Consider the following 20,026-nt stretch of genomic DNA (forward strand, 5'->3'; position numbering starts at 1 on the left):
GTGCCAGACCGACATTCGTCAAAATTTGAGACTGCGTCGAAATGCACAGGGGTCATTCCGGGCGGCATGTCGGGGTTAACAAGAGCGGGAACTTCATGCGGTTAGTCGCCGAAAATCTGGCAGGGGAGCGGGGCGGGGAGATTTTGTTTTCCGGACTGAACTTTGCCGTCACGGGCGGAGAGGCACTGATGATCACCGGGCCAAACGGGGCCGGCAAGTCAACGCTCCTGCGAATCATCGGCGGACTTCTGGACAAAGCCGAAGGCCGTATCCGGCTTGACGACGCGCCAGCGGATTTCGACGGGCTTGTTTCCGCCTGCCACTATCTCGGCCACCTCAACGCCATGAAACCCGTCCTGAGCGTTGAAGAGAATCTGCACTTCTGGCAATCGTTCAACGGCATCGGCGACTATACAATTGCTGAAGCGCTGGACCGCGTCCAGCTCGGCGATATCGGCCATTTGCCGTTCGGCTATCTCTCCACCGGGCAAAAACGGCGTGCCAGTATTGCGCGGCTTCTGATCAGCCGCCGTCCGGTCTGGCTTCTGGACGAGCCGACGGCGGGCCTCGACAAGCGATCGGAGGATCAGTTCGCCGGTGTCATGCATGCGCATCTTTCCGGCGGGGGCATCGTCATCGCCGCGACCCATCTGCCGCTGGGATTGGACGGTGCCCAGGAACTCGTGATGGGAAGGAACGGCTTCTGATGCTTGCGCTGTTTCTCCGCGACACCCGGTTGGGTCTGCGTGCCGGCGGGGGCGTGCTGATCGGGATATTGTTCTTTCTCGCCGTTATCGCCGTCGTGCCGTTCGGTGTCGGGCCGGATTTGAAGCTTCTTGCACGAATTGGACCGGCGATGCTGTGGATCGGCGCGCTTCTGGCGACGCTGCTGGGTCTCGACCGGCTGTTTCAGGCCGATCGCGATGACGGATCTCTCGATCTGCTGATCATGGCGTCGGACAGGCACATGCTGGCGTTGACCGTTCTGGTGAAATGCCTGGCGCATTGGAGCACATGTGTGCTGCCTCTGGTCATTGCCTCCCCCTTGCTCGGTTTGTTCATGAACATGGAGCCGGCGGCTATCGGGGCGACAACCCTGACGCTGTTCGTCGGCACACCGGCCATTACGCTGATCGGAGCAGTCGGCGCCGCGGTTGCCGTGGCATTGCCGCGCGGCGGCCTGCTCGTATCGGTGATCATCCTGCCGTTGACCATTCCCGTGCTGATCTTCGGGGTGTCCGCAGCCTATGGCGCGGTGGAAGACCCCGCGCCATTTGTCGCGCCCTTTCTGATTCTCGTTGCAATTACACTGTTCTTTGCGGTCATTGGGCCACTGGCCGCTGCTGCCGCATTGAAATCATCGGCTGATTGACATGGGCTGCGCGACGCACGATCTTTTCGGGCTTGGGAGGATCATGTGATGGTGAATTGCGAAACTAAGTCCGGGAAGCTAAGAAATCGCCATGAGTGACGCTGCTTCAAAAGCCGGACGCTGGGTCGATCTGGCCAATCCGACCCGGTTCATCAATTTTGCCGGGATCGTGCTGCCATGGCTTGTCGGGATCACATTGCTGGTTTTGGCTGCCGGATTGTGGATGTCTTTCCAGGCGCCCGATGACTACCAGCAGGGCTCGACCGTCAAAATCATGTTCATCCACGTGCCTTTCGCTTGGCTGTCGATGATGTGCTATACGGTCATGAGCATTTCGGCCATCGGAACGCTGGTCTGGCGTCACCCGCTGGCGGATGTCTCTGCCAAGGCAGCGGCACCCATTGGCGCTGCTTTCACGGCTCTCGCCCTGATTACCGGCTCATTGTGGGGCAAGCCCATGTGGGGCACATGGTGGGTGTGGGATGCGCGGCTGACGTCGGTTTTCGTGCTGTTCCTGATGTATCTTGGTATCATTGCGCTGACCCGTGCGATGGACGATCCGGCAAAATCCTCCAAGGCCACGGCCATCCTGACGCTGGTCGGCTTCATCAACATTCCGATCATCAAGTTCTCCGTCGACTGGTGGAACACATTGCATCAGCCCGCGTCGGTTATCCGCATGGGCGGACCAACCATTCATCCTTCATTGCTCTGGCCGCTTCTCGTGATGGCCGTCGGCTTCACGCTCCTGTTCTTTACCCTGCACATCATGGCGATGCGCAATGAGATCTGGCGCAGACGGGTTGTCGCCATGCGCCGAATTGCGGCTCGCAGTGCGGAACGGAGGGGAGTGTCATCATGACCCATACGGCTTTCGTCCTTGCATCCTACGGCGTGTCCATCGCGGTCCTCGTGGCACTCGTCGGCTGGATACTGATCGATCAGCGCACGCAGCGCCTCGCACTGCAGGAACTGGAAACCCGCGGCATTCGCCGCCGCTCCGAAGCGCGAACGGATAATGCATCGTGAGCGGGCCGGATATTAAAGGGCAGGCTCCACACCGGCGCTTCTCGCTGTTTGCATTCCTGCCCCTGCTGCTCTTTGTGGTTCTGGCCGGTATCTTTGCCTTTCAGCTCGCGCTTGGGCGAGACGAAAGCGTCATCCCGTCGGCATTGATCGGCAAGCCAGCTCCGAACCTGACCCTTCCGGCTCTGGCGGGACTGACCAGGGGCGGGCAACCGGTTCCGGGTATCGATCCCTCCGCATTCAAGGGCCAACTGACACTGGTCAATGTCTTTGGCTCGTGGTGTGTGCCGTGCCGTGCAGAACATCCACTGTTGATGCAGCTTGCCAAGGACAAGCGGTTTCGTATCGCCGGTCTCAACTATAAGGACAAGGACGAAAACGCTCTGAAATTCCTGGGTGAACTTGGCAATCCGTTCGACATGATCGGTGTTGATGCGAGCGGCCGGGCCGGGATCGAATGGGGTGTCTATGGCGTGCCGGAAACGTTCCTTGTCGGTCGCGCCGGCACCATTCTCTACAAGCACGTCGGACCTTTCAGCGAGGCATCGATCCGTGATGATCTGATGCCTGCTGTTGAAAAGGCGCTGAAGCCTTAAGACCGGCTATTTTTCCTTGCCCTGCGCGCCTTTGCCTGCGAGTGGCTCAAGCGAGTGTTTCATCACCAGCGGCATTTGCGCGAAGGTGAACAGCAAGGTGATCGGCATGGTGCCCCAGACCTTGAAGGCAACCCAGAAATCCGTCGAAAAGCTGCGCCAGACCACTTCGTTCAGAACGGCCAGGAATAGGAAGAATATGCCCCAGCGCAGGGTGAGTTTGCGCCAGCCCTCGGGATTGAGCTTGAAGGCACTGTCGAACACATAACCGAGAAGCGATTTGCCGAAATAGAGACCGCCCAGCAGGATCACTCCGAACAGGGCATTGATGATGGTCGGCTTTATCTTGATGAAGTTTTCGTCGTGCAGCCAAAGCGTCAGGGAACCAAACACCAGTACCACGATGCCTGAAACCAGCGGCATGATCGGCAGGCTGCGGATCAATATCCACGACACGGCAAGCGCCAGCACGGTTGCAACCATGAACAGCGCGGTGGCGATGAAAATCGGCCCGCCGATATTGGCCAGCACGGGAAAGCGTTCGATCAGCCATTCGCCGCGGGAATTGGCGAAGAAGAAGACCATCAGCGGTCCGAGTTCCAGCACCAGCTTGAGAAGAGGTGTGACTTCCTTGCGCTTGGGATCGGACGGATCCCGTTCAAATACGGATTGATCCATCATGCAACTCCCGCGATGGCTTTGGCAAAATCTTTGGCGGCAAAGGGCTCGAGATCATCGACCTGCTCGCCCACGCCGATGAAATAGACCGGCAATTTGTGCTTGGCTGAAATGGCAACGAGAATGCCGCCGCGCGCCGTGCCGTCGAGCTTGGTCATGACGAGGCCATTGACGCCGGCGATATTCTTGAAAATCTCGACCTGATTGAGGGCATTCTGACCGGTGGTGGCATCCAGTGTCTGCAGCACGGTATGCGGTGCTTCGGGATCGTTCTTGCCGAGGACGCGGACGATCTTGGCAAGTTCGTCCATCAGTTCGGTTCGGTTCTGCAGGCGTCCGGCCGTGTCGATGATCAGGACGTCGCTTCCGGCCTCCTTCGCCTGTTTCCAAGCATCATAGGCAAGTCCGGCCGCATCAGCACCAAGCTTCGACGAAACCACCGGTGCGCCGGTGCGCTTGCCCCAGATATGCAATTGCTCGATCGCCGCAGCGCGGAATGTATCGCCGGCCGCCAGCATGACGCTGAGGCCGCCTGCGGTGAGCTTGGCCGCTAGCTTGCCGATGGTTGTGGTCTTGCCGGTGCCGTTGACGCCGACTACCAGAATGACATGCGGCTTGTGCGAAAGGTCGAGCTCCAGCGGCTTGGCAACCGGCCCGAGGACCTTTTCGATCTCCGTTGCCATGATGGTGCGGACTTCTTCCGAACTGATATCCTTGCCGTAACGTGTGGCGCTCAGGGAACCGGTGATGCGGATGGCGGTTTCCATGCCGAGGTCCGCCTGAATCAGCACATCTTCGAGATCCTGCAGCGTGTCTTCATCGAGCTTGCGGCGAGTAAAGATGCCGCCGATGGAATCGCCCAGCTGTTGGGAAGAGCGGGCCAGGCCCTTGCGCAGCCGTTCGAACCAGGTAAGGCGTTTCTCTGGCTCGGCGCTGACCTGCTCTTCGGCCTTCTTCTCCTCGACCGTCCTGGTGACCGTTACCTTTGATGAAGCGGGCTTGGCTGGTGCAACCGGCTCCACCGGTGCAGGCACGTCGATGACGGGTTCCGGCACATGCACGGGCGGTGTGAGCGCTTCTGCCAGCGTCTGTTCAAACGGCTCTTCCGCGGCGTTGAACGGAATGGGCAGCTCTTCCTCGACCGGCGGGACAACCGGTTCGGGCTCGGCCAATATTGTCTCCGGTACAATTGGCGCCAAGACCGGTTCAGGTTCCGGCTCGGCCGCAACCGGCGCTGGTTCTGCAACGGGCACAGGTTCAACAAATTTGGTCTCGACCGGCTCCGCCTCGCCAGGAACGGGCAGGGCTTCCTGTGCCGTCGTGTCCTCATACACCTGTTCGATGGTCGGATGAACGGGTGCCTCGAGCGCGGGGGCAGGTGCTTCGGCCGGAACCTCGTCGACTTCCTTTTTGCCGAATGAAAATATCTTTTTGATAAAACCCAGAGCCATGAATGCTGCTTTGCTCGTTGTGATTACGCTGCGTGCCGGTCGCTGTCCGCGGCCAGCAGCCTGTCGCCGTCATGCCCGCTGATCGGTCGTTCAATGATTTCGCCGGGTGCCCCGCCATTCAGGCCGACGAGGGTAAACCCTTCGGTCCGGCCAAGCCCCTCGCGTTCGACGAGTATGCGCTGATTCGTGCCGACAAGACGGTCGAGGTGGGAGCGATAAGCGGCCTCGCCCGCCGCCCGCAGCCGGGCAGCGCGGGCTTTGACGATCTGCCGGTTCACCTGCGGCATGCGCGCTGCAGGCGTGCCTTCGCGCGGGCTGAACGGGAAGACATGCAGATGCGTGAGGCCGCATTCCTCGACAATACCGATGGAGTTTTCAAACATTGCATCGGTCTCGGTAGGAAAACCGGCAATGATATCCGCGCCGAACACGATATCGGGGCGGATCTTGCGAACATTTTCGCAGAACTCGATGGAGTTCTCGCGCAAATGGCGACGCTTCATCCGCTTCAGGATCATGTTGTCGCCCGACTGCAGCGACAGATGCAGGTGCGGCATCAGGCGGGTTTCCGTAGCCAGTGCCTCCATCAGATCATCATCCGCTTCAATCGAATCGATGGATGAAAGGCGCAGGCGCTTCAGGTCGGGTACCTGGCTGAGAACGGTTTTTACGAGTTTTCCAAGGCGCAGGCTGCCCGGCAGGTCGGGGCCGTAACTCGTCATGTCGACGCCGGTGAGGACCACTTCGTTATAGCCGTTGCCGACGAGCCGCTTGACCTGTTCGATCACGCCCCCCATCGGTACGGACCGGGAATTGCCGCGGCCATAGGGGATGATGCAGAAGGTGCAGCGATGATCGCAGCCGTTCTGCACCTGCACAAAGGCCCGTACCCGGCCCTCGATGGCATCGACCATGTGCGATGCGGTTTCACGCACCTCCATGATGTCGTTGACGCGCACCTTTTCGAACTGGTTGACACCGAAATCGGGCAGCATGCGATAGGAATTGGATTTCAGCTTTTCCTCGTTGCCGAGAACGAGATCAACCTCGTCCATGGCGGCAAATTCGTCGGCTCCGGTCTGGGCGGCACAGCCGGTGACAATGATGCGGGCCTGCGGATTGTCGCGGCGTGCCTTGCGGATTGCCTGCCGCGCCTGCCGTACGGCTTCGCTGGTCACGGCACAGGTGTTGAAGATGATTGCACCATTTTCCAGCGCGCCAAGCCCGGCGGCGTCGGCCTCGCGCTTCATCACCTCGGATTCGTAGGTGTTGAGGCGGCAGCCAAATGTGACGACATCCACAGCCATCAGGCGGCTCCCTGCGATGGCGCTGTTTCGTCCCGCTGCCATTGACCGCTCTGTGGATCAAACGAGCCGGAAAATTCCCATTCGGCGGGTCCGGTCATCATGACATGGTCATTGTCCAGCCATTCAATCACCAGGGGACCACCGGGCACTGTGACTGTCACGGTTCGCTCGGTGCGGCCCGTGCGGGCGCCGGAAACGGCCGCAGCACAGGCGGCCGAACCGCAGGCCCGGGTCAGCCCGGCACCGCGCTCCCAGGTGCGCAGGGTCATGGCATTGCGGCTGGTCACATGGGCAATCGAGATATTGGAGCGTTCGGGGAAAATCGGGTGATTTTCGAGCAGCGGGCCAAAACGTTCGAGATCATAGGTCCATACATCCTGATTGACCCAGAAGATCGCGTGCGGGTTGCCCATGCTTGCGACGGAAGGGGAGTGCAGGACGGGCGCATCAATCGGCCCGATCTGCAATTCGATCTGTCGCGTGTCGTGGAAGGCTTCAGCCAGCGGGATGTCCTGCCAGCCGAAACGCGGCTTGCCCATATCGACGGAAATCATGCCGTCGGCATGTTCATGAGCCGTCAAAATTCCGGCGATGGTTTCGAAGGTAAATTCGCGCCTGCCGGTTTCGGCGGCAAGCGCCTGGACGACACAGCGCATGCCGTTGCCGCAGGCCTGTGCCTGGGTACCGTCAGAGTTGATGATCTCGATATAGGCTTCCGTACCCTGGGTGCGCGGCGCATGGATTGCCATGATCTGATCGAACTTGGTGGCTGGATCGCCATTGAGCGCAATGGCGGCTCCCGGCGCAACATGATCCGCACGGCCACGCATGTCGGCAACGATTATCTCGTTGCCAAGCCCGTTCATCTTTGCAAATTGCGTGCGCACTGCCATGCTTCCGTCAGCCTGTATAGCCATTCCGATGCCGATAGAGGGCTTATATGGCGGAAAAGGTGAAGAATTGCCAGTGCCAGCCGTATCAAAGCTGTATCACTGGCATTCGACCCTGTCCGGCGTCAGGCGACCCGGATCACCAGCTTGCCGAAATTATGCCCTTTCAGAAGCCCCATGAAAGCTTCCGGAGCATTGGTGAGCCCATCGACAATGTCCTCGCGATACTTGACCTCGCCGCTGTGCAACCAGCCGCTCATGGTTTCAAGGAAGACCGGTCGCTGATCAATGAACTCACGCTGGATGAAACCGCGTACAGTCAGGCTCTTCTTCAGGATGTCGCGCATGAGCGCCGGCAGGCGATCCTTGCCGGAAAGGTCAAGGCCGTCATATTGTGCGATCAGACCGCAGACCGGTACACGCGCGAACGTGTTGAGCAGCGGGAAAACCGCGTCCCAAACTGCACCGCCGACATTTTCAAAGTAAACGTCGATACCCTTCGGACAGGCCTGTTGCAGCTGTTCGGCAAAATCGGGTGCGCGGTGGTCAATCGCGACATCGAACCCCAGTTCGTCGCGGACGAATGCGCATTTGTCTGCGCCGCCGGCAATGCCGACAGCCCGTGCACCCTTGATTCGGGCGATTTGGCCGACCGTCGATCCCACCGGCCCGCTGGCGGCGGCGACAACGACGGTTTCGCCGGGCTTGGGCTGGCCGATAGTCAGGAGTCCCGCATAGGCTGTAAAACCCGGCATGCCGAGAATGCCGACAGCCGTTGACAGTGGCGCGGCATCCGGATCGAGCTTGCGCAGACCGGTACCGTCGGAGAGGGCGTAGCTCTGCCAGCCGGAATGGGAGAGAACGATATCGCCAGGTTTGTAACCGGGATGTTTGCTCTCGATCACCTCCGCAACGGTTCCGCCTTCCATGACCCCGTCAACGGCAACCGGGGCCGCATAGGACACCGCGTCGTCCATGCGGCCGCGCATATAGGGATCGAGAGACAGGAACAGAATCTTGAGCAGGACCTCACCATCGCCAGGCGCGGGAACCGGTACGGTTTCGATTCGGAAATTATCAGGTTTTACCGGACCTTGTGGCCTGGATGCGAGGACGATGCGCGTGTTTTGCGGCTGGGACATGGCCTTGATCCTTATGGGGAGGGCATAAACCCTACCCCAGCCCTCTCAGCCCGGCAACGCAAAGATGATTGTCAGTGGGGTTCGTGAGCGTCCGCCACGCCGCGCAACCAGTAGCCAGCCGCTTTCACCCACTCGCCGTTGAAGCCGCGCTGCTCGACCAGATGGTTGCGGATGGATTTGGATATGCCGCTTTCGCAGGCGATGAAGGCGTAGCAATCGCCCTCGGGCAATGTCAGGCTTTCAATCGTTCGCAGCAACAGCTCATTGTTACCCGCCTCCGCACCATTGCGGTGGACCCAGACGATCCCGGCATTGGCGCTGGTCTTGAGATCCTGTTCTTCGGCTTTATCCTCGACCTCAATCACTGCGACGACGCGGGCCGTGGCCGGCAGTTCTTCGAGGCGGCGCCCGATGGCGGGCAGGGCCGTCTCGTCACCTGCCAGGAAGTACCAGTCATAGGCATCGGGAATGATCATCGATCCGCGAGGGCCGCCAATGACGATCTGCTGGCCTGGTTTGGCCTGGGCTGCCCATGTGGACGCGGGGCCGTCACCATGCAGCACGAAATCGACATCAAGGGTGTTGGATGCCGTATGATAGCTGCGCGGCGTGTAGTCACGCATCTCTGGTCGCGGCTTGTCTTCGGGAAAACTGATCCCATCGGGGCCGAGCACGGGAACAATCGGCCCGCTGCCGGCAGGCGGGAAGAAAACCTTGATGTGATCGCCATAACCGGCACTGACAAATCCTTCCAGCTGGTCGCCGGCAAGGGTAACGCGCACCATGCGCGGTGTCAGATGTTTCACGTCCTGCACATCGAGAAGACGCAGGCGCGTTTCATGGCGAATTCTTTGTGGTGTTTTATTCATGAGTGTCATACTCAAGAAATACTCCTGCCGCCAACGGAACTCAATGGGGCTCCTCACACTTTTCTGTCATCACCCCATATTGCCATCATAAGACTTTATTCACCTTAAAATGGTTGACTTGCGTAAGGTTATGGCTTCGGGCCGAACGGGAATAGCTCTGGATAGTGTGGCGATATTGCCAGTTCAGGGAGTTTTTGATGCTTCTGCCGCGGCGGCGGGCCGGAAACAGGCCTGTTTTGCCGTCTGGCGGGTTGAAATTTCGCTGCGATATCCTTTGTATCGCGGGTGACAATGCCAAGTCGAATCGCATTTTTTCTGGTTGATGCGTAGATGGAGAGTAAGACTATGGGGACTTTGAACGTCAATTTGCTGGCCGTTGCCGCTGTCGGCATGGTTCTGGCAGGCTGCCAGAGTACGCGCTTTGACAATGATGGTATGGACCGCGTTACGCCCCGGCCTGCGCCCTTGCAGTCTGCGCCGTCCGGAACCGTGACCCAGAGCCAGCTACCGCCGCCCGGCGGCGCCAATCAGTTTCCAACCGCACCAACCACCGGTAGCGGTGCTGCGCCTGCCGCCCAGGGCACGCAGGTCGCGTCGCTTCCGCCGGCAAACGCTCCTGATGTGACGGCCAGCAGTGTGGCCGGCGTCTGGAACGCCTCTCTGGCCGGTCAGTCCTGCAAGATCGCAACGCCGCAGACCAAGTTCGGTCAGGGTTATCGCGCCGGTCCGTTGCGTTGCCCGGGTGAACTGGCCAATCTTTCATCCTGGGCCGTGAGCGGCAAGCAGCTCACCCTGTATGATGCGGCGGGTGGAACGGTCGCGCGGCTTTACTCCTCAGGGTCGTCACGCTTTGATGGCCAGACCTCCGGCGGGCAGAATCTGAGCCTGTCGCGTTAAGCCCGAAATGGGAGTGTGCAGCGCGAATTCGGCGGCTGCACACGTCCGGAGACTGCAGTCCGCATGTCGCACGATAATCTGAAAGTGTTTCCCTCCGTGCGCGAGCGCTACGATTCGCTGGTGCAGGCGGGGGATATTGCTGCCGATCCGGCACAAGAGCAACTGGCGGATCGTTTCGACCGGCTGATACGCGAGCTGGCGACAAAACGGCTTGCCACCAAGTCCAGTGCGCTGGGCTGGCTGTTCAGCCGCCGTTCGCCGCGGCACGAGATAATCAAGGGCCTTTATATCTTTGGCGAGGTGGGACGCGGCAAAACCATGCTGATGGACATGTTTCATCAGCTTGTTCCGGCCAAGCGCAAGCGCCGGGCGCATTTTCTTGACTTCATGGCTGACGTGCACGAGCGCATCAATGCGCATCGCAAGGCCCACAAGAACGGCGAGACGAAGCAGGACGATCCGATCCCGCCCGTTGCCGATGCGCTGGCGGAACAGGCCTGGGTTTTGTGTTTCGACGAGTTCACTGTCACGGATATCGCCGATGCGATGATCCTGTCGCGTTTGTTCAGGGCACTGTTCGAGCGCGGTGTTGTGCTCATTGCGACGTCCAATGTGGAGCCGGACAATCTCTATCGCGATGGTCTGAACCGCCAGCTGTTCCTGCCGTTCATCGACCTGCTCAAGACCCATGTCGATGTGGTCAATCTGGATGCCCGCACGGATTACCGGCTGGAGAAGCTCAACCGCATGCCGGTTTATCTCTCGCCTTTGTCCGATGCGACAAAGCAGGGAATGGATGAAGCCTGGCACACGGCAACCGAAGGTGCTGCCGTTTCAGAAGACCATTTCAAAGTCAAAGGCCACAATGTGATGGTGCCGCGGGCGGCACGGCATGCGGCGCGTTTTGGCTTTGCCGATCTCTGCTCGAAGCCTTTGGGCGCGCTGGACTATGCGGCCATCATTGCGCGTTACCAGACCATCTTCATCGATGATGTACCGATTCTCGACTATGCCAGGCGCAACGAGGCCAAGCGTTTCATTATCCTGATCGACATTTTGTACGATCACCACGTGCACGTGGTGATTTCTGCGGCGGCGTCACCGGACAAGCTTTATGAAGCCAAGCGCGGCACCGAAGCTTTCGAGTTCGACCGCACCGCATCCCGGCTTTTTGAAATGCAGAGCGAGGAGTACCTGAGCGAAGCAGCGCAGGCGCAGGAAATGCCGATATCCTCGGAAGCCTGAGCGGGCTATCAAATGACTGTGATACGGGTCGCCCTTATTTCATCATTTTGATATGTTGCCTATGTTAGATAATGCCAGAAAAACCTTCCCCAAGCTAAATCCAATTGACGTTTACGTAAATCCCATCAAATCTAAACGATTGAATTTATTGAGGGGAAAATTTTTGGTTGAGTTATTTTTGAAAGAGGAATATTCGAACGTCCCAACGCAAAGGCGCATGATCGCGGGCTGTGCCCGGTGTCGTCGATGTCCTTTGGCGTCCGTCCAGACTTCAGATCAGGGAAGTAACCAGCATGGCACGTAACAAAATCGCCCTCATCGGTTCAGGCATGATCGGTGGCACATTGGCACATTTGATCGGGCTCAAGGAGCTCGGTGACATCGTGCTCTTCGACATCGCAGAAGGCATTCCTCAGGGCAAAGGGCTCGATATTGCCCAGTCGTCACCGGTTGACGATTTTGACGCCAAGCTCGTCGGCGCCAATGACTATTCGGCGATCGAGGGTTCGAATGTGGTCATCGTGACCGCGGGTGTCCCACGCAAGCCCGGCATGAGCCGTGACGATCTGCTCGGCATCAACCTCAAGGTCATGGAACAGGTTGGCGCGGGCATCAAGAAGTACGCGCCCAACGCATTTGTCATCTGCATCACCAACCCGCTCGACGCGATGGTCTGGGCATTGCAGAAATTCTCCGGCCTGCCGAAGAACATGGTCGTCGGCATGGCTGGCGTTCTCGACAGCGCCCGCTTCCGCTATTTCCTCGCTGATGAATTCAAGGTTTCGGTGGAAGACGTCACGGCCTTCGTTCTCGGCGGCCATGGCGATTCGATGGTGCCGCTCGCCCGTTACTCCACCGTTGCCGGCATTCCGCTGCCGGACCTCGTCAAGATGGGCTGGACCAGCCAGGAAAAGCTCGACCAGATCATTCAGCGCACCCGTGACGGCGGCGCGGAAATCGTTGGCCTGCTGAAGACCGGTTCGGCCTTCTATGCCCCGGCTTCGTCGGCAATCCAGATGGCTGAGGCCTTCCTCAAGGACAAGAAGCGCGTTCTGCCTGTCGCAGCGCATCTCTCCGGCCAGTACGGCGTTAAGGACATGTATGTCGGCGTTCCGGTCATCATCGGTGCCGGCGGCGTGGAACGCATCATCGAAATCGATCTCAACAAGACCGAAGAAAAGGCGTTCGAAAACTCGGTGGCCTCTGTCGCCGGTCTTTGCGAAGCCTGCATCGCCATCGCGCCGAACCTCAAGTAATTCGGCCTGAACGTTCTGAAACGATCCCGTGCATGCACCGGATTTTTCGTAGAGGAAGTTAACTGATGAATATTCACGAATATCAGGCCAAGCGCCTGCTCCACTCCTTCGGTGCGCCGATTGCCAATGGCGTTGCCGTCTATTCCGTCGAGCAGGCGGAAGAGTGGGCAAAGACGCTGCCGGGTCCGCTTTACGTGGTGAAAAGCCAGATCCATGCGGGCGGCCGCGGCAAGGGCAAGTTCAAGGAACTCGGTCCCGATGCGAAGGGCGGCGTCCGCCTTTCCAGGTCGGTCGAAGAAGTTGTTGCCAATGCCAAGGAAATGCTCGGTAACACGCTCGTGACCAAGCAGACCGGCCCGGCCGGCAAGCAGGTCAACCGCCTTTACATCGAAGACGGTGCGGACATTGATCGCGAGCTTTATCTGTCGATCCTCGTCGACCGTACGGTCGGCCGCCCGGCTTTCGTGGTATCCACGGAAGGCGGCATGGACATTGAAGCTGTCGCGCACGACACACCGGAAAAGATCATCACCGTGGCGATTGATCCCGAAAAGGGCGTGACGGCAGATGACATAAACAAGATCAACGATGCGTACGGCCTGACCGGCGAAGCCCGGACGGATGGTGAATCGCTGTTCCCGATCCTGTACAAGGCGTTCACCGAGAAGGACATGAGCCTGCTCGAAGTCAATCCGCTGATCGTCATGACCAATGGCCGTCTGCGTGTTCTAGATGCCAAGGTTTCCTTCGACGGCAATGCACTGTTCCGTCATCCCGACGTGGTTGAACTGCGTGACACCACGGAAGAAGACGCCAAGGAAATCGAGGCCTCCAAGTATGACCTGGCCTATGTTGCTCTCGACGGCAACATCGGCTGCATGGTCAATGGTGCCGGTCTTGCCATGGCAACGATGGACATCATCAAGCTTTATGGTGCGGAGCCTGCGAACTTCCTCGACGTTGGCGGCGGCGCCAGCAAGGAGAAGGTGACGGCTGCGTTCAAGATCATCACGGCCGATCCGGCGGTTGAAGGCATCCTGATCAACATTTTCGGCGGCATCATGAAATGCGATGTGATTGCCGAGGGTGTGATCGCCGCGGTCAAGGAAGTGGGCCTGAAGGTTCCGCTGGTTGTCCGTCTTGAAGGCACCAATGCCGAGCTCGGCAAGAAGATCATCAATGAAAGCGGCCTCAACGTCGTTTCCGCCGATGATCTCGATGACGCCGCTCAGAAGATCGTCAAGGCAGTCAAGGGCTAAAGAGCGCGCCGATGACCACCCCATCGCCCCTTCGACCGGAGCATCAACGTCTTCAGGCCCTTCTGGGTTCGTTTGAAGGCGACGAGCAGGTTTCGGCCACGCCCTGGACCAGTGCCGGGGCGGCGAAGGGATATCTTTCCGCCGAGAGCGATCTCGGCGGATTGTTTCTGAACCAGACCTATCGTCAGGTTCGCGATGGCCAGACGACATTCGAGGCCCGGAACATTTTCGGCTTCGATGTCAAGGACGGCACCTACAAGCTGTATCAGTTCGATACCGTCGGCTTTGTCCCGCCCGCTCCGGCGACGGGCACATGGTCCGGCGACGAACTGGTTCTGGAAAAGTCGTCACCACGCGGCAAGGCCCGCAGCCGCTATCAATTCGAAGATCAAGACCGGTTCCGGTTGCGTGTGGAATTTGCACCGGCCGGAAGCGACATCTGGCAGGACGTCGTCAGCGGTGTCTACCGCCGTATCGTGCCTGTCGATCACCAATAGAAAAGGTCTCGTATGTCCATTCTCGTCAACAAAGACACCAAGGTTCTCGTGCAGGGCCTGACCGGCAAGACCGGAACATTCCACACCGAACAGGCTTTGGCCTATTACGGTACCCAGATGGTTGGTGGTATCCACCCGAAAAAGGGCGGCGAGACCTGGGAAGGCAAGTTGCCGACCGGTGCCGGCGCCCAGCTGCCGATCTTTGCGTCGGTTGCCGAAGGCAAGGATCGCACCGGTGCCAACGCCTCGGTCATCTATGTGCCGCCGGCAGGTGCTGCCGAAGCCATCATCGAGGCGATCGATGCGGAAATCCCGCTGATCATCTGCATCACCGAAGGCATTCCGGTCATCGACATGGTTCGCGTCAAGGCCCGCCTCGAGCGTTCCGCCTCGCGTCTGATCGGCCCGAACTGCCCCGGCGTGCTTACCCCGGAAGAATGCAAGATCGGCATCATGCCGGGTAATATCTTCCAGAAGGGTTCGGTGGGTGTTGTATCCCGCTCCGGCACACTTACCTATGAGGCAGTGTTCCAGACAACCAATGAAGGCCTTGGCCAGACAACTGCAGTCGGTATCGGCGGCGATCCTGTAAAGGGCACCGAGTTCATCGATATCCTGGAAATGTTCCTGGCTGACGAAGCCACCAAGTCGATCATCATGATCGGCGAAATCGGCGGCTCGGCTGAGGAAGATGCAGCCCAGTTCATCGCGGATGAAGCCAAGCGCGGCCGCAAGAAGCCGATGGCCGGTTTCATTGCCGGGCGCACGGCTCCTCCCGGACGCACAATGGGTCATGCCGGCGCGGTTATCTCCGGCGGCAAGGGCGGCGCGGAAGACAAGATCGCTGCCATGGAAGCAGCTGGCATCCGTGTGTCGCCATCACCGGCGCAGCTCGGCAAGACATTGGTTGAAGTCCTCAAGGGCTAAAACCCAAGCGGGCGGATTTCCGCCTGCGGCAAGGATCAAGACGGATCGGGGCGGCTTTTCGCCCTGATCAATTCAGGGGGATTTCCCGGCAAGGGCCGGAAACCTCAACCCAGAGTGTTCCGGGACACGATGTCCCGGATGCTCTCATCAAGGGAGACGGAGCGGGTGCTCCGGTCACACACATGGCACGTCAAGAACAGGCCAACGACATTTTTGCGCTCACATCATTTCTCTATGGTGGCAATGCTCACTATATCGAGGAGCTGCATGCGCAGTATGAGCAGGATCCGAATTCAGTCGGGCCCGAATGGCAGGAATTCTTTGCCAACCTCAACGACAGCAAGGCCGATGTCATCAAGAACGCGCAGGGCGCTTCCTGGGAGAAGCCGAACTGGCCGATTGCCGGCAATGGCGAACTGGTTTCGGCGCTCGACGGCAATTGGGGTGAAGTCGAAAAGCACATCACCGACAAGCTGAAGGCAAAGTCGGCCAACGGCGCGGCTGCACCTGTTGCCAAGGCTGCTTCCGACGCGGACATCATCCACGCTGCCCGTGATTCGGTCCGTGCCATCATGATGATCCGCGCCTACCGCATGCGCGGCCACCTGCATGCCAAGCTTGATCCGCTGGGTCTGGCTGAGGTGAAGGAAGATTACAACGAGCTTTCCCCCGAGAGCTACGGCTTCTCGCCCGCCGACTACGACCGCAAGATCTTCATCGACAATGTGCTGGGTCTCGAATATGCGACGATCCCGCAGATGCTCGACATCCTGCAGCGCACCTATTGCTCGACCATCGGCGTCGAGTTCATGCATATTTCCGATCCCGTGGAAAAGTCATGGATTCAGGAACGCATCGAAGGCCCGGACAAGGGCGTCGCATTCACGCCTGAAGGCAAGAAGGCCATCCTTTCCAAGCTGGTCGAAGCTGAAGGTTTCGAGCAGTTCATTGACGTCAAGTACAAGGGTACGAAGCGTTTCGGTCTTGATGGCGGCGAATCGCTCATTCCGGCCCTCGAACAGATCGTCAAGCGCGGCGGATCGATGGGTCTCAAGGAAATCGTCCTTGGCATGGCGCATCGCGGCCGCCTGAACGTGCTCAGCCAGTTCATGGCCAAGCCGCACCGCGCCATTTTCCATGAATTCAAGGGTGGCTCCTATACGCCCGATGATGTCGAAGGCTCGGGCGACGTGAAGTACCACCTGGGTGCTTCCTCGGACCGCGAATTCGATGGCAACAAGGTTCATCTGTCGCTGACCGCGAACCCGTCGCACCTCGAAATCGTCAATCCGGTTGTCATGGGCAAGGCACGCGCCAAGCAGGATCTCCTTGCCGGCCGTGAACGCGACGACATGGTGCCTTTGTCCGAGCGCGCCAAGATCATGCCGCTGCTGCTGCATGGCGATGCTGCCTTTGCCGGCCAGGGCGTGGTTGCGGAATGTCTTGGCCTTTCCGGCCTGCGCGGGCACCGCGTTGCCGGTACGGTGCATTTCATCATCAACAACCAGATCGGCTTTACCACCAATCCGCGGCTGTCGCGTTCCTCGCCCTATCCGTCCGATGTGGCCAAGATGATCGAGGCGCCGATTTTCCACGTGAATGGCGATGATCCGGAAGCGGTGGTCTATGTGGCAAAGATTGCCACCGAGTATCGCATGACCTTCCACAAGCCGGTGGTCATCGACATGTTCTGCTACCGCCGCTTCGGCCACAATGAAGGCGACGAGCCTGCGTTCACGCAGCCGCTGATGTACAAGACGATCCGCGGCCAGAAGACCACCGTACAGCTCTATTCGCAGAAGCTGATCGATGAAGGTCTGGTCAATCAGGCGGAAGTCGATGCCATGCGCGCCGCATGGCGCGAAAAGCTTGAACAGGAATTCGAAGCCGGACAGCATTACAAGCCCAACAAGGCCGACTGGCTGGATGGTGCCTGGAGCGGTCTGCGCACGGCCGATAATGCCGACGAGCAACGCCGCGGAAAGACTGGGCTTCCCTTGAAGACGGTCAAGGAAATCGGCAAGAAACTGTCCGAGGTTCCCGCCGGTTTCAACGTGCACCGGACGATCCAGCGTTTCCAGGACAACCGCGCCAAGATGATCGAAACGGGCGAGGGATTCGACTGGGCGATGGCCGAGGCTCTTGCCTTTGGCTCGCTGGTTATCGAAGGCCACCCGATCCGCCTGTCCGGCCAGGACGTGGAACGCGGTACGTTCAGCCAGCGTCATTCGGTTCTCTACGATCAGGAAACCGAGCAGCGCTACATCCCGCTCAACAACCTGCAGAAGGGCCAGGCCATCTACGAAGTCATCAATTCGATGCTTTCGGAAGAGGCCGTGCTTGGTTTCGAATACGGTTATTCGCTGTCCGATCCGCGCGCGCTGACCCTGTGGGAAGCCCAGTTCGGCGATTTCGCCAACGGCGCCCAGGTGGTGTTCGATCAGTTCATCTCCTCGGGTGAGCGCAAGTGGCTGCGCATGTCCGGCCTCGTCTGCCTGCTGCCTCATGGCTATGAGGGCCAGGGACCGGAACACTCCTCTGCGCGTCTTGAGCGCTATCTGCAGCTCTGTGCGGAAGACAATATGCAGGTGGCGAACTGCACCACGCCTGCCAATTACTTCCACATCCTGCGCCGCCAGATGAAGCGCGATTTCCGCAAGCCGCTGATCCTGATGACACCGAAGTCGCTGCTGCGCCACAAGCGGGCCGTGTCTTCCATCGGTGATTTCACCGGCGATTCTTCGTTCCACCGTCTGCTGTGGGATGATGCGCAGCTGTTGAAGGATCAGCCGATCAAGCTGCAGAAGGACTCCAAGATCCGCCGCGTCGTGCTCTGCTCCGGCAAGGTCTACTACGACCTCTACGAAGAGCGCGAAAAGCGCGGCATCGATGACGTCTACCTGCTGCGGGTGGAACAGCTGTATCCGTTCCCGGCCAAGGCGCTGATCACGGAACTGTCCCGCTTCCGCAATGCCGAGATGGTCTGGTGTCAGGAAGAACCCAAGAACATGGGTGCCTGGGCCTTCATCGACCCCTATCTGGAATGGGTTCTGGCGCATATCGATGCCAAGCATCAGCGCGTCCGCTATACCGGACGTCCTGCTGCTGCATCGCCTGCAACGGGCCTCATGTCCAAACACCTTGCACAGCTCGAAGCATTCCTTGAAGATGCCCTCGGCGCCTAAACCACAACAAACAGAAGTCATCTGAAGATCAACGGAAGAGCAAGATCATGGCAACCGAAATCCGCGTCCCAACGCTGGGCGAATCCGTTTCCGAAGCGACCATTGGCAAATGGTTCAAGAAAGTCGGCGATGCGATTGCCGTCGACGAGCCTTTGGTGGAACTCGAGACCGATAAGGTAACGATCGAGGTTCCAGCCTCCGCTGCCGGTTCCCTTGAGGAAATCACCGCCAAGGAAGGCGATACGGTCGAGGTTGGCGCCTTGCTCGGCATGATTGGCGGTGCCGGTGCCGCTTCTGCGAAGAAGGAAGAGGCCAAGCCCGAAGCCATCGCCCAGGCATCGGGCGCCGCTGGTGCGTCGTCCACGGCAGAAGCCGAGAACAAGGCTGCTCAGATTGCCGGCAACACGCCGATCACGGAACGCAAGGAGAGCGAGATGCCTGCGTCCCCCGCAGCGTCGAAGCTGCTGGCGGAAAAGGGCGTTTCGGTCTCGCAGGTCGAGGGTTCCGGAAAGCGCGGCCAGGTTCTCAAGGGCGATGTGCTTGATGCCGTTGCCAAGGGCATTGCCGCACAGCCTGCCGCTGCTCCGGCACCGCAGGCGGCGCGTCCAGCCTCTTCGGCTGATGATGCCTCACGTGAAGAGCGGGTAAAAATGACCCGCCTGCGCCAGACCATTGCACGCCGCCTCAAGGATGCCCAGAGCACGGCTGCGATGCTGACCACTTACAATGAAGTGGACATGTCGGCGGTGATGGACCTGCGCAACCGCTACAAGGAAATCTTCGAGAAGAAGCATGGCGTCAAGCTCGGTTTCATGGGTTTCTTCACCAAGGCTGTTACGCATGCGCTGAAGGAAATCCCGGCGGTCAATGCCGAGATCGATGGCACTGACATCATCTACAAGAACTTTGCCCATGTCGGCGTTGCCGTCGGTACGGACAAGGGTCTTGTCGTGCCGGTCGTACGCAACGCCGACCAGATGTCGATTGCGGAAATCGAGAAGGACATCGGCCGTCTCGGCAGAGCTGCCCGTGATGGCGCGCTGTCGATGGCCGATATGCAGGGCGGTACATTCACCATTTCCAACGGCGGCGTGTACGGTTCGCTGATGTCGTCGCCGATCCTCAATGCACCGCAGTCCGGTATTCTTGGCATGCACAAGATCCAGGACCGTCCGGTTGTCGTTGGCGGCCAGATCGTTATCCGTCCGATGATGTATCTTGCCCTCAGCTATGATCATCGCATCGTTGACGGCAAGGAAGCCGTGACCTTCCTCGTGCGGGTCAAGGAAAGTCTGGAAGATCCGGAACGTCTGGTTCTCGATCTGTAAGATTGCGAAGAACGGCCTTGCCGGCAGGGCAGGGCCGTTTTTGCAGTGTGGTGAATTGCACCGGATTGATTTAGTCTTGCGGCCCAATCACAAACTGACGTGAT

The 20,026-nt window shown here is 59.2% G+C and carries 19 protein-coding genes; 13 read left to right on the top strand and 6 right to left on the bottom strand.

Features of this window, described 5'->3' with window-relative positions:
* Positions 1-95: 95 nt before the first annotated feature.
* The 5 genes from ccmA to C5750_RS12360 all read left to right on the top strand — a co-directional run bounded on the left by ccmA (position 96) and on the right by C5750_RS12360 (position 2,994).
* Positions 96-707, top strand: coding sequence for a heme ABC exporter ATP-binding protein CcmA (ccmA, locus tag C5750_RS12340; RefSeq protein WP_105734186.1), 612 nt, complete (start codon positions 96-98; stop codon positions 705-707).
* The gene (gene ccmB, locus C5750_RS12345; RefSeq protein ID WP_105734187.1) at positions 707-1,372 is read left to right on the top strand and encodes a heme exporter protein CcmB; all 666 of its coding nucleotides are present in this window, start codon (positions 707-709) and stop codon (positions 1,370-1,372) included. The genes ccmA and ccmB overlap by 1 nt, the downstream gene beginning before the upstream one ends.
* A gap of 91 nt (positions 1,373-1,463) precedes the next feature.
* Positions 1,464-2,234, top strand: a complete 771-nt coding sequence (locus tag C5750_RS12350; RefSeq protein ID WP_105734188.1) for a heme ABC transporter permease — start codon at positions 1,464-1,466, stop codon at positions 2,232-2,234.
* Positions 2,231-2,401, top strand: coding sequence for a heme exporter protein CcmD (ccmD, locus tag C5750_RS12355; protein WP_105734189.1), 171 nt, complete (start codon positions 2,231-2,233; stop codon positions 2,399-2,401). Before C5750_RS12350 ends, ccmD begins: the two co-directional genes overlap by 4 nt.
* Positions 2,398-2,994, top strand: coding sequence for a DsbE family thiol:disulfide interchange protein (locus C5750_RS12360; protein WP_105734190.1), 597 nt, complete (start codon positions 2,398-2,400; stop codon positions 2,992-2,994). The genes ccmD and C5750_RS12360 overlap by 4 nt, the downstream gene beginning before the upstream one ends.
* A 6-nt stretch (positions 2,995-3,000) precedes the next feature.
* Here C5750_RS12360 and C5750_RS12365 read toward each other — a convergent pair whose 3' ends face one another.
* From C5750_RS12365 to C5750_RS12390, 6 genes are all read right to left on the bottom strand, one after another.
* Entirely contained in the window at positions 3,001-3,669 is a 669-nt protein-coding gene (locus C5750_RS12365) for a septation protein A (protein WP_105734191.1), read from the bottom strand.
* Positions 3,669-5,120, bottom strand: coding sequence for a signal recognition particle-docking protein FtsY (gene ftsY / locus C5750_RS12370; protein ID WP_105734192.1), 1,452 nt, complete (start codon positions 5,118-5,120; stop codon positions 3,669-3,671). The genes C5750_RS12365 and ftsY overlap by 1 nt, the downstream gene beginning before the upstream one ends.
* A 23-nt stretch (positions 5,121-5,143) precedes the next feature.
* The gene (gene mtaB / locus C5750_RS12375; RefSeq protein ID WP_105734193.1) at positions 5,144-6,427 is read right to left on the bottom strand and encodes a tRNA (N(6)-L-threonylcarbamoyladenosine(37)-C(2))-methylthiotransferase MtaB; all 1,284 of its coding nucleotides are present in this window, start codon (positions 6,425-6,427) and stop codon (positions 5,144-5,146) included.
* The gene (dapF, locus tag C5750_RS12380) at positions 6,427-7,320 is read right to left on the bottom strand and encodes a diaminopimelate epimerase (RefSeq protein ID WP_105734194.1); all 894 of its coding nucleotides are present in this window, start codon (positions 7,318-7,320) and stop codon (positions 6,427-6,429) included. The genes mtaB and dapF overlap by 1 nt, the downstream gene beginning before the upstream one ends.
* Before the next feature lie 122 nt (positions 7,321-7,442).
* Complete coding sequence (locus C5750_RS12385) at positions 7,443-8,459, bottom strand: NADP-dependent oxidoreductase (protein ID WP_105734195.1); 1,017 nt, start codon at positions 8,457-8,459, stop codon at positions 7,443-7,445.
* A gap of 71 nt (positions 8,460-8,530) precedes the next feature.
* Positions 8,531-9,337 (bottom strand): siderophore-interacting protein, encoded by an 807-nt coding sequence (locus C5750_RS12390; protein WP_105734196.1) that lies wholly within the window; start codon positions 9,335-9,337, stop codon positions 8,531-8,533.
* 336 nt (positions 9,338-9,673) lie between these two features.
* Here C5750_RS12390 and C5750_RS12395 point away from each other — a divergent pair, with 336 nt between their 5' ends.
* The 8 genes from C5750_RS12395 (at position 9,674) to odhB (ending at position 19,922) form a co-directional block, all read left to right on the top strand.
* On the top strand, positions 9,674-10,225 hold the full coding sequence (locus C5750_RS12395) for a protease inhibitor Inh/omp19 family protein (protein WP_105734197.1): 552 nt from the start codon (positions 9,674-9,676) through the stop codon (positions 10,223-10,225).
* Between the two features lie 63 nt (positions 10,226-10,288).
* On the top strand, positions 10,289-11,470 hold the full coding sequence (zapE, locus tag C5750_RS12400) for a cell division protein ZapE (RefSeq protein ID WP_105734198.1): 1,182 nt from the start codon (positions 10,289-10,291) through the stop codon (positions 11,468-11,470).
* A gap of 293 nt (positions 11,471-11,763) precedes the next feature.
* Positions 11,764-12,726 carry a malate dehydrogenase gene (gene mdh / locus C5750_RS12405; RefSeq protein ID WP_105734199.1) on the top strand — a complete coding sequence of 321 codons (963 nt, stop codon included), beginning with the start codon at positions 11,764-11,766 and terminating at the stop codon, positions 12,724-12,726.
* A gap of 65 nt (positions 12,727-12,791) precedes the next feature.
* The gene (gene sucC / locus C5750_RS12410) at positions 12,792-13,985 is read left to right on the top strand and encodes an ADP-forming succinate--CoA ligase subunit beta (RefSeq protein ID WP_105734200.1); all 1,194 of its coding nucleotides are present in this window, start codon (positions 12,792-12,794) and stop codon (positions 13,983-13,985) included.
* 11 nt (positions 13,986-13,996) lie between these two features.
* Positions 13,997-14,482 (top strand): DUF1579 family protein, encoded by a 486-nt coding sequence (locus C5750_RS12415; protein ID WP_105734201.1) that lies wholly within the window; start codon positions 13,997-13,999, stop codon positions 14,480-14,482.
* A gap of 12 nt (positions 14,483-14,494) precedes the next feature.
* Complete coding sequence (sucD, locus tag C5750_RS12420) at positions 14,495-15,409, top strand: succinate--CoA ligase subunit alpha (protein WP_105734202.1); 915 nt, start codon at positions 14,495-14,497, stop codon at positions 15,407-15,409.
* Between the two features lie 182 nt (positions 15,410-15,591).
* Positions 15,592-18,594: a 2-oxoglutarate dehydrogenase E1 component gene (locus C5750_RS12425; RefSeq protein ID WP_105734203.1), complete on the top strand. Its 3,003-nt coding sequence runs from the start codon at positions 15,592-15,594 to the stop codon at positions 18,592-18,594.
* Positions 18,595-18,641: 47 nt separating this feature from the next.
* Complete coding sequence (gene odhB / locus C5750_RS12430; protein WP_105734204.1) at positions 18,642-19,922, top strand: 2-oxoglutarate dehydrogenase complex dihydrolipoyllysine-residue succinyltransferase; 1,281 nt, start codon at positions 18,642-18,644, stop codon at positions 19,920-19,922.
* The last annotated feature ends 104 nt before the right edge of the window (positions 19,923-20,026 follow it).

Source organism: Phyllobacterium myrsinacearum, from assembly GCF_002980555.1.
GTDB lineage: Bacteria > Pseudomonadota > Alphaproteobacteria > Rhizobiales > Rhizobiaceae > Phyllobacterium > Phyllobacterium myrsinacearum.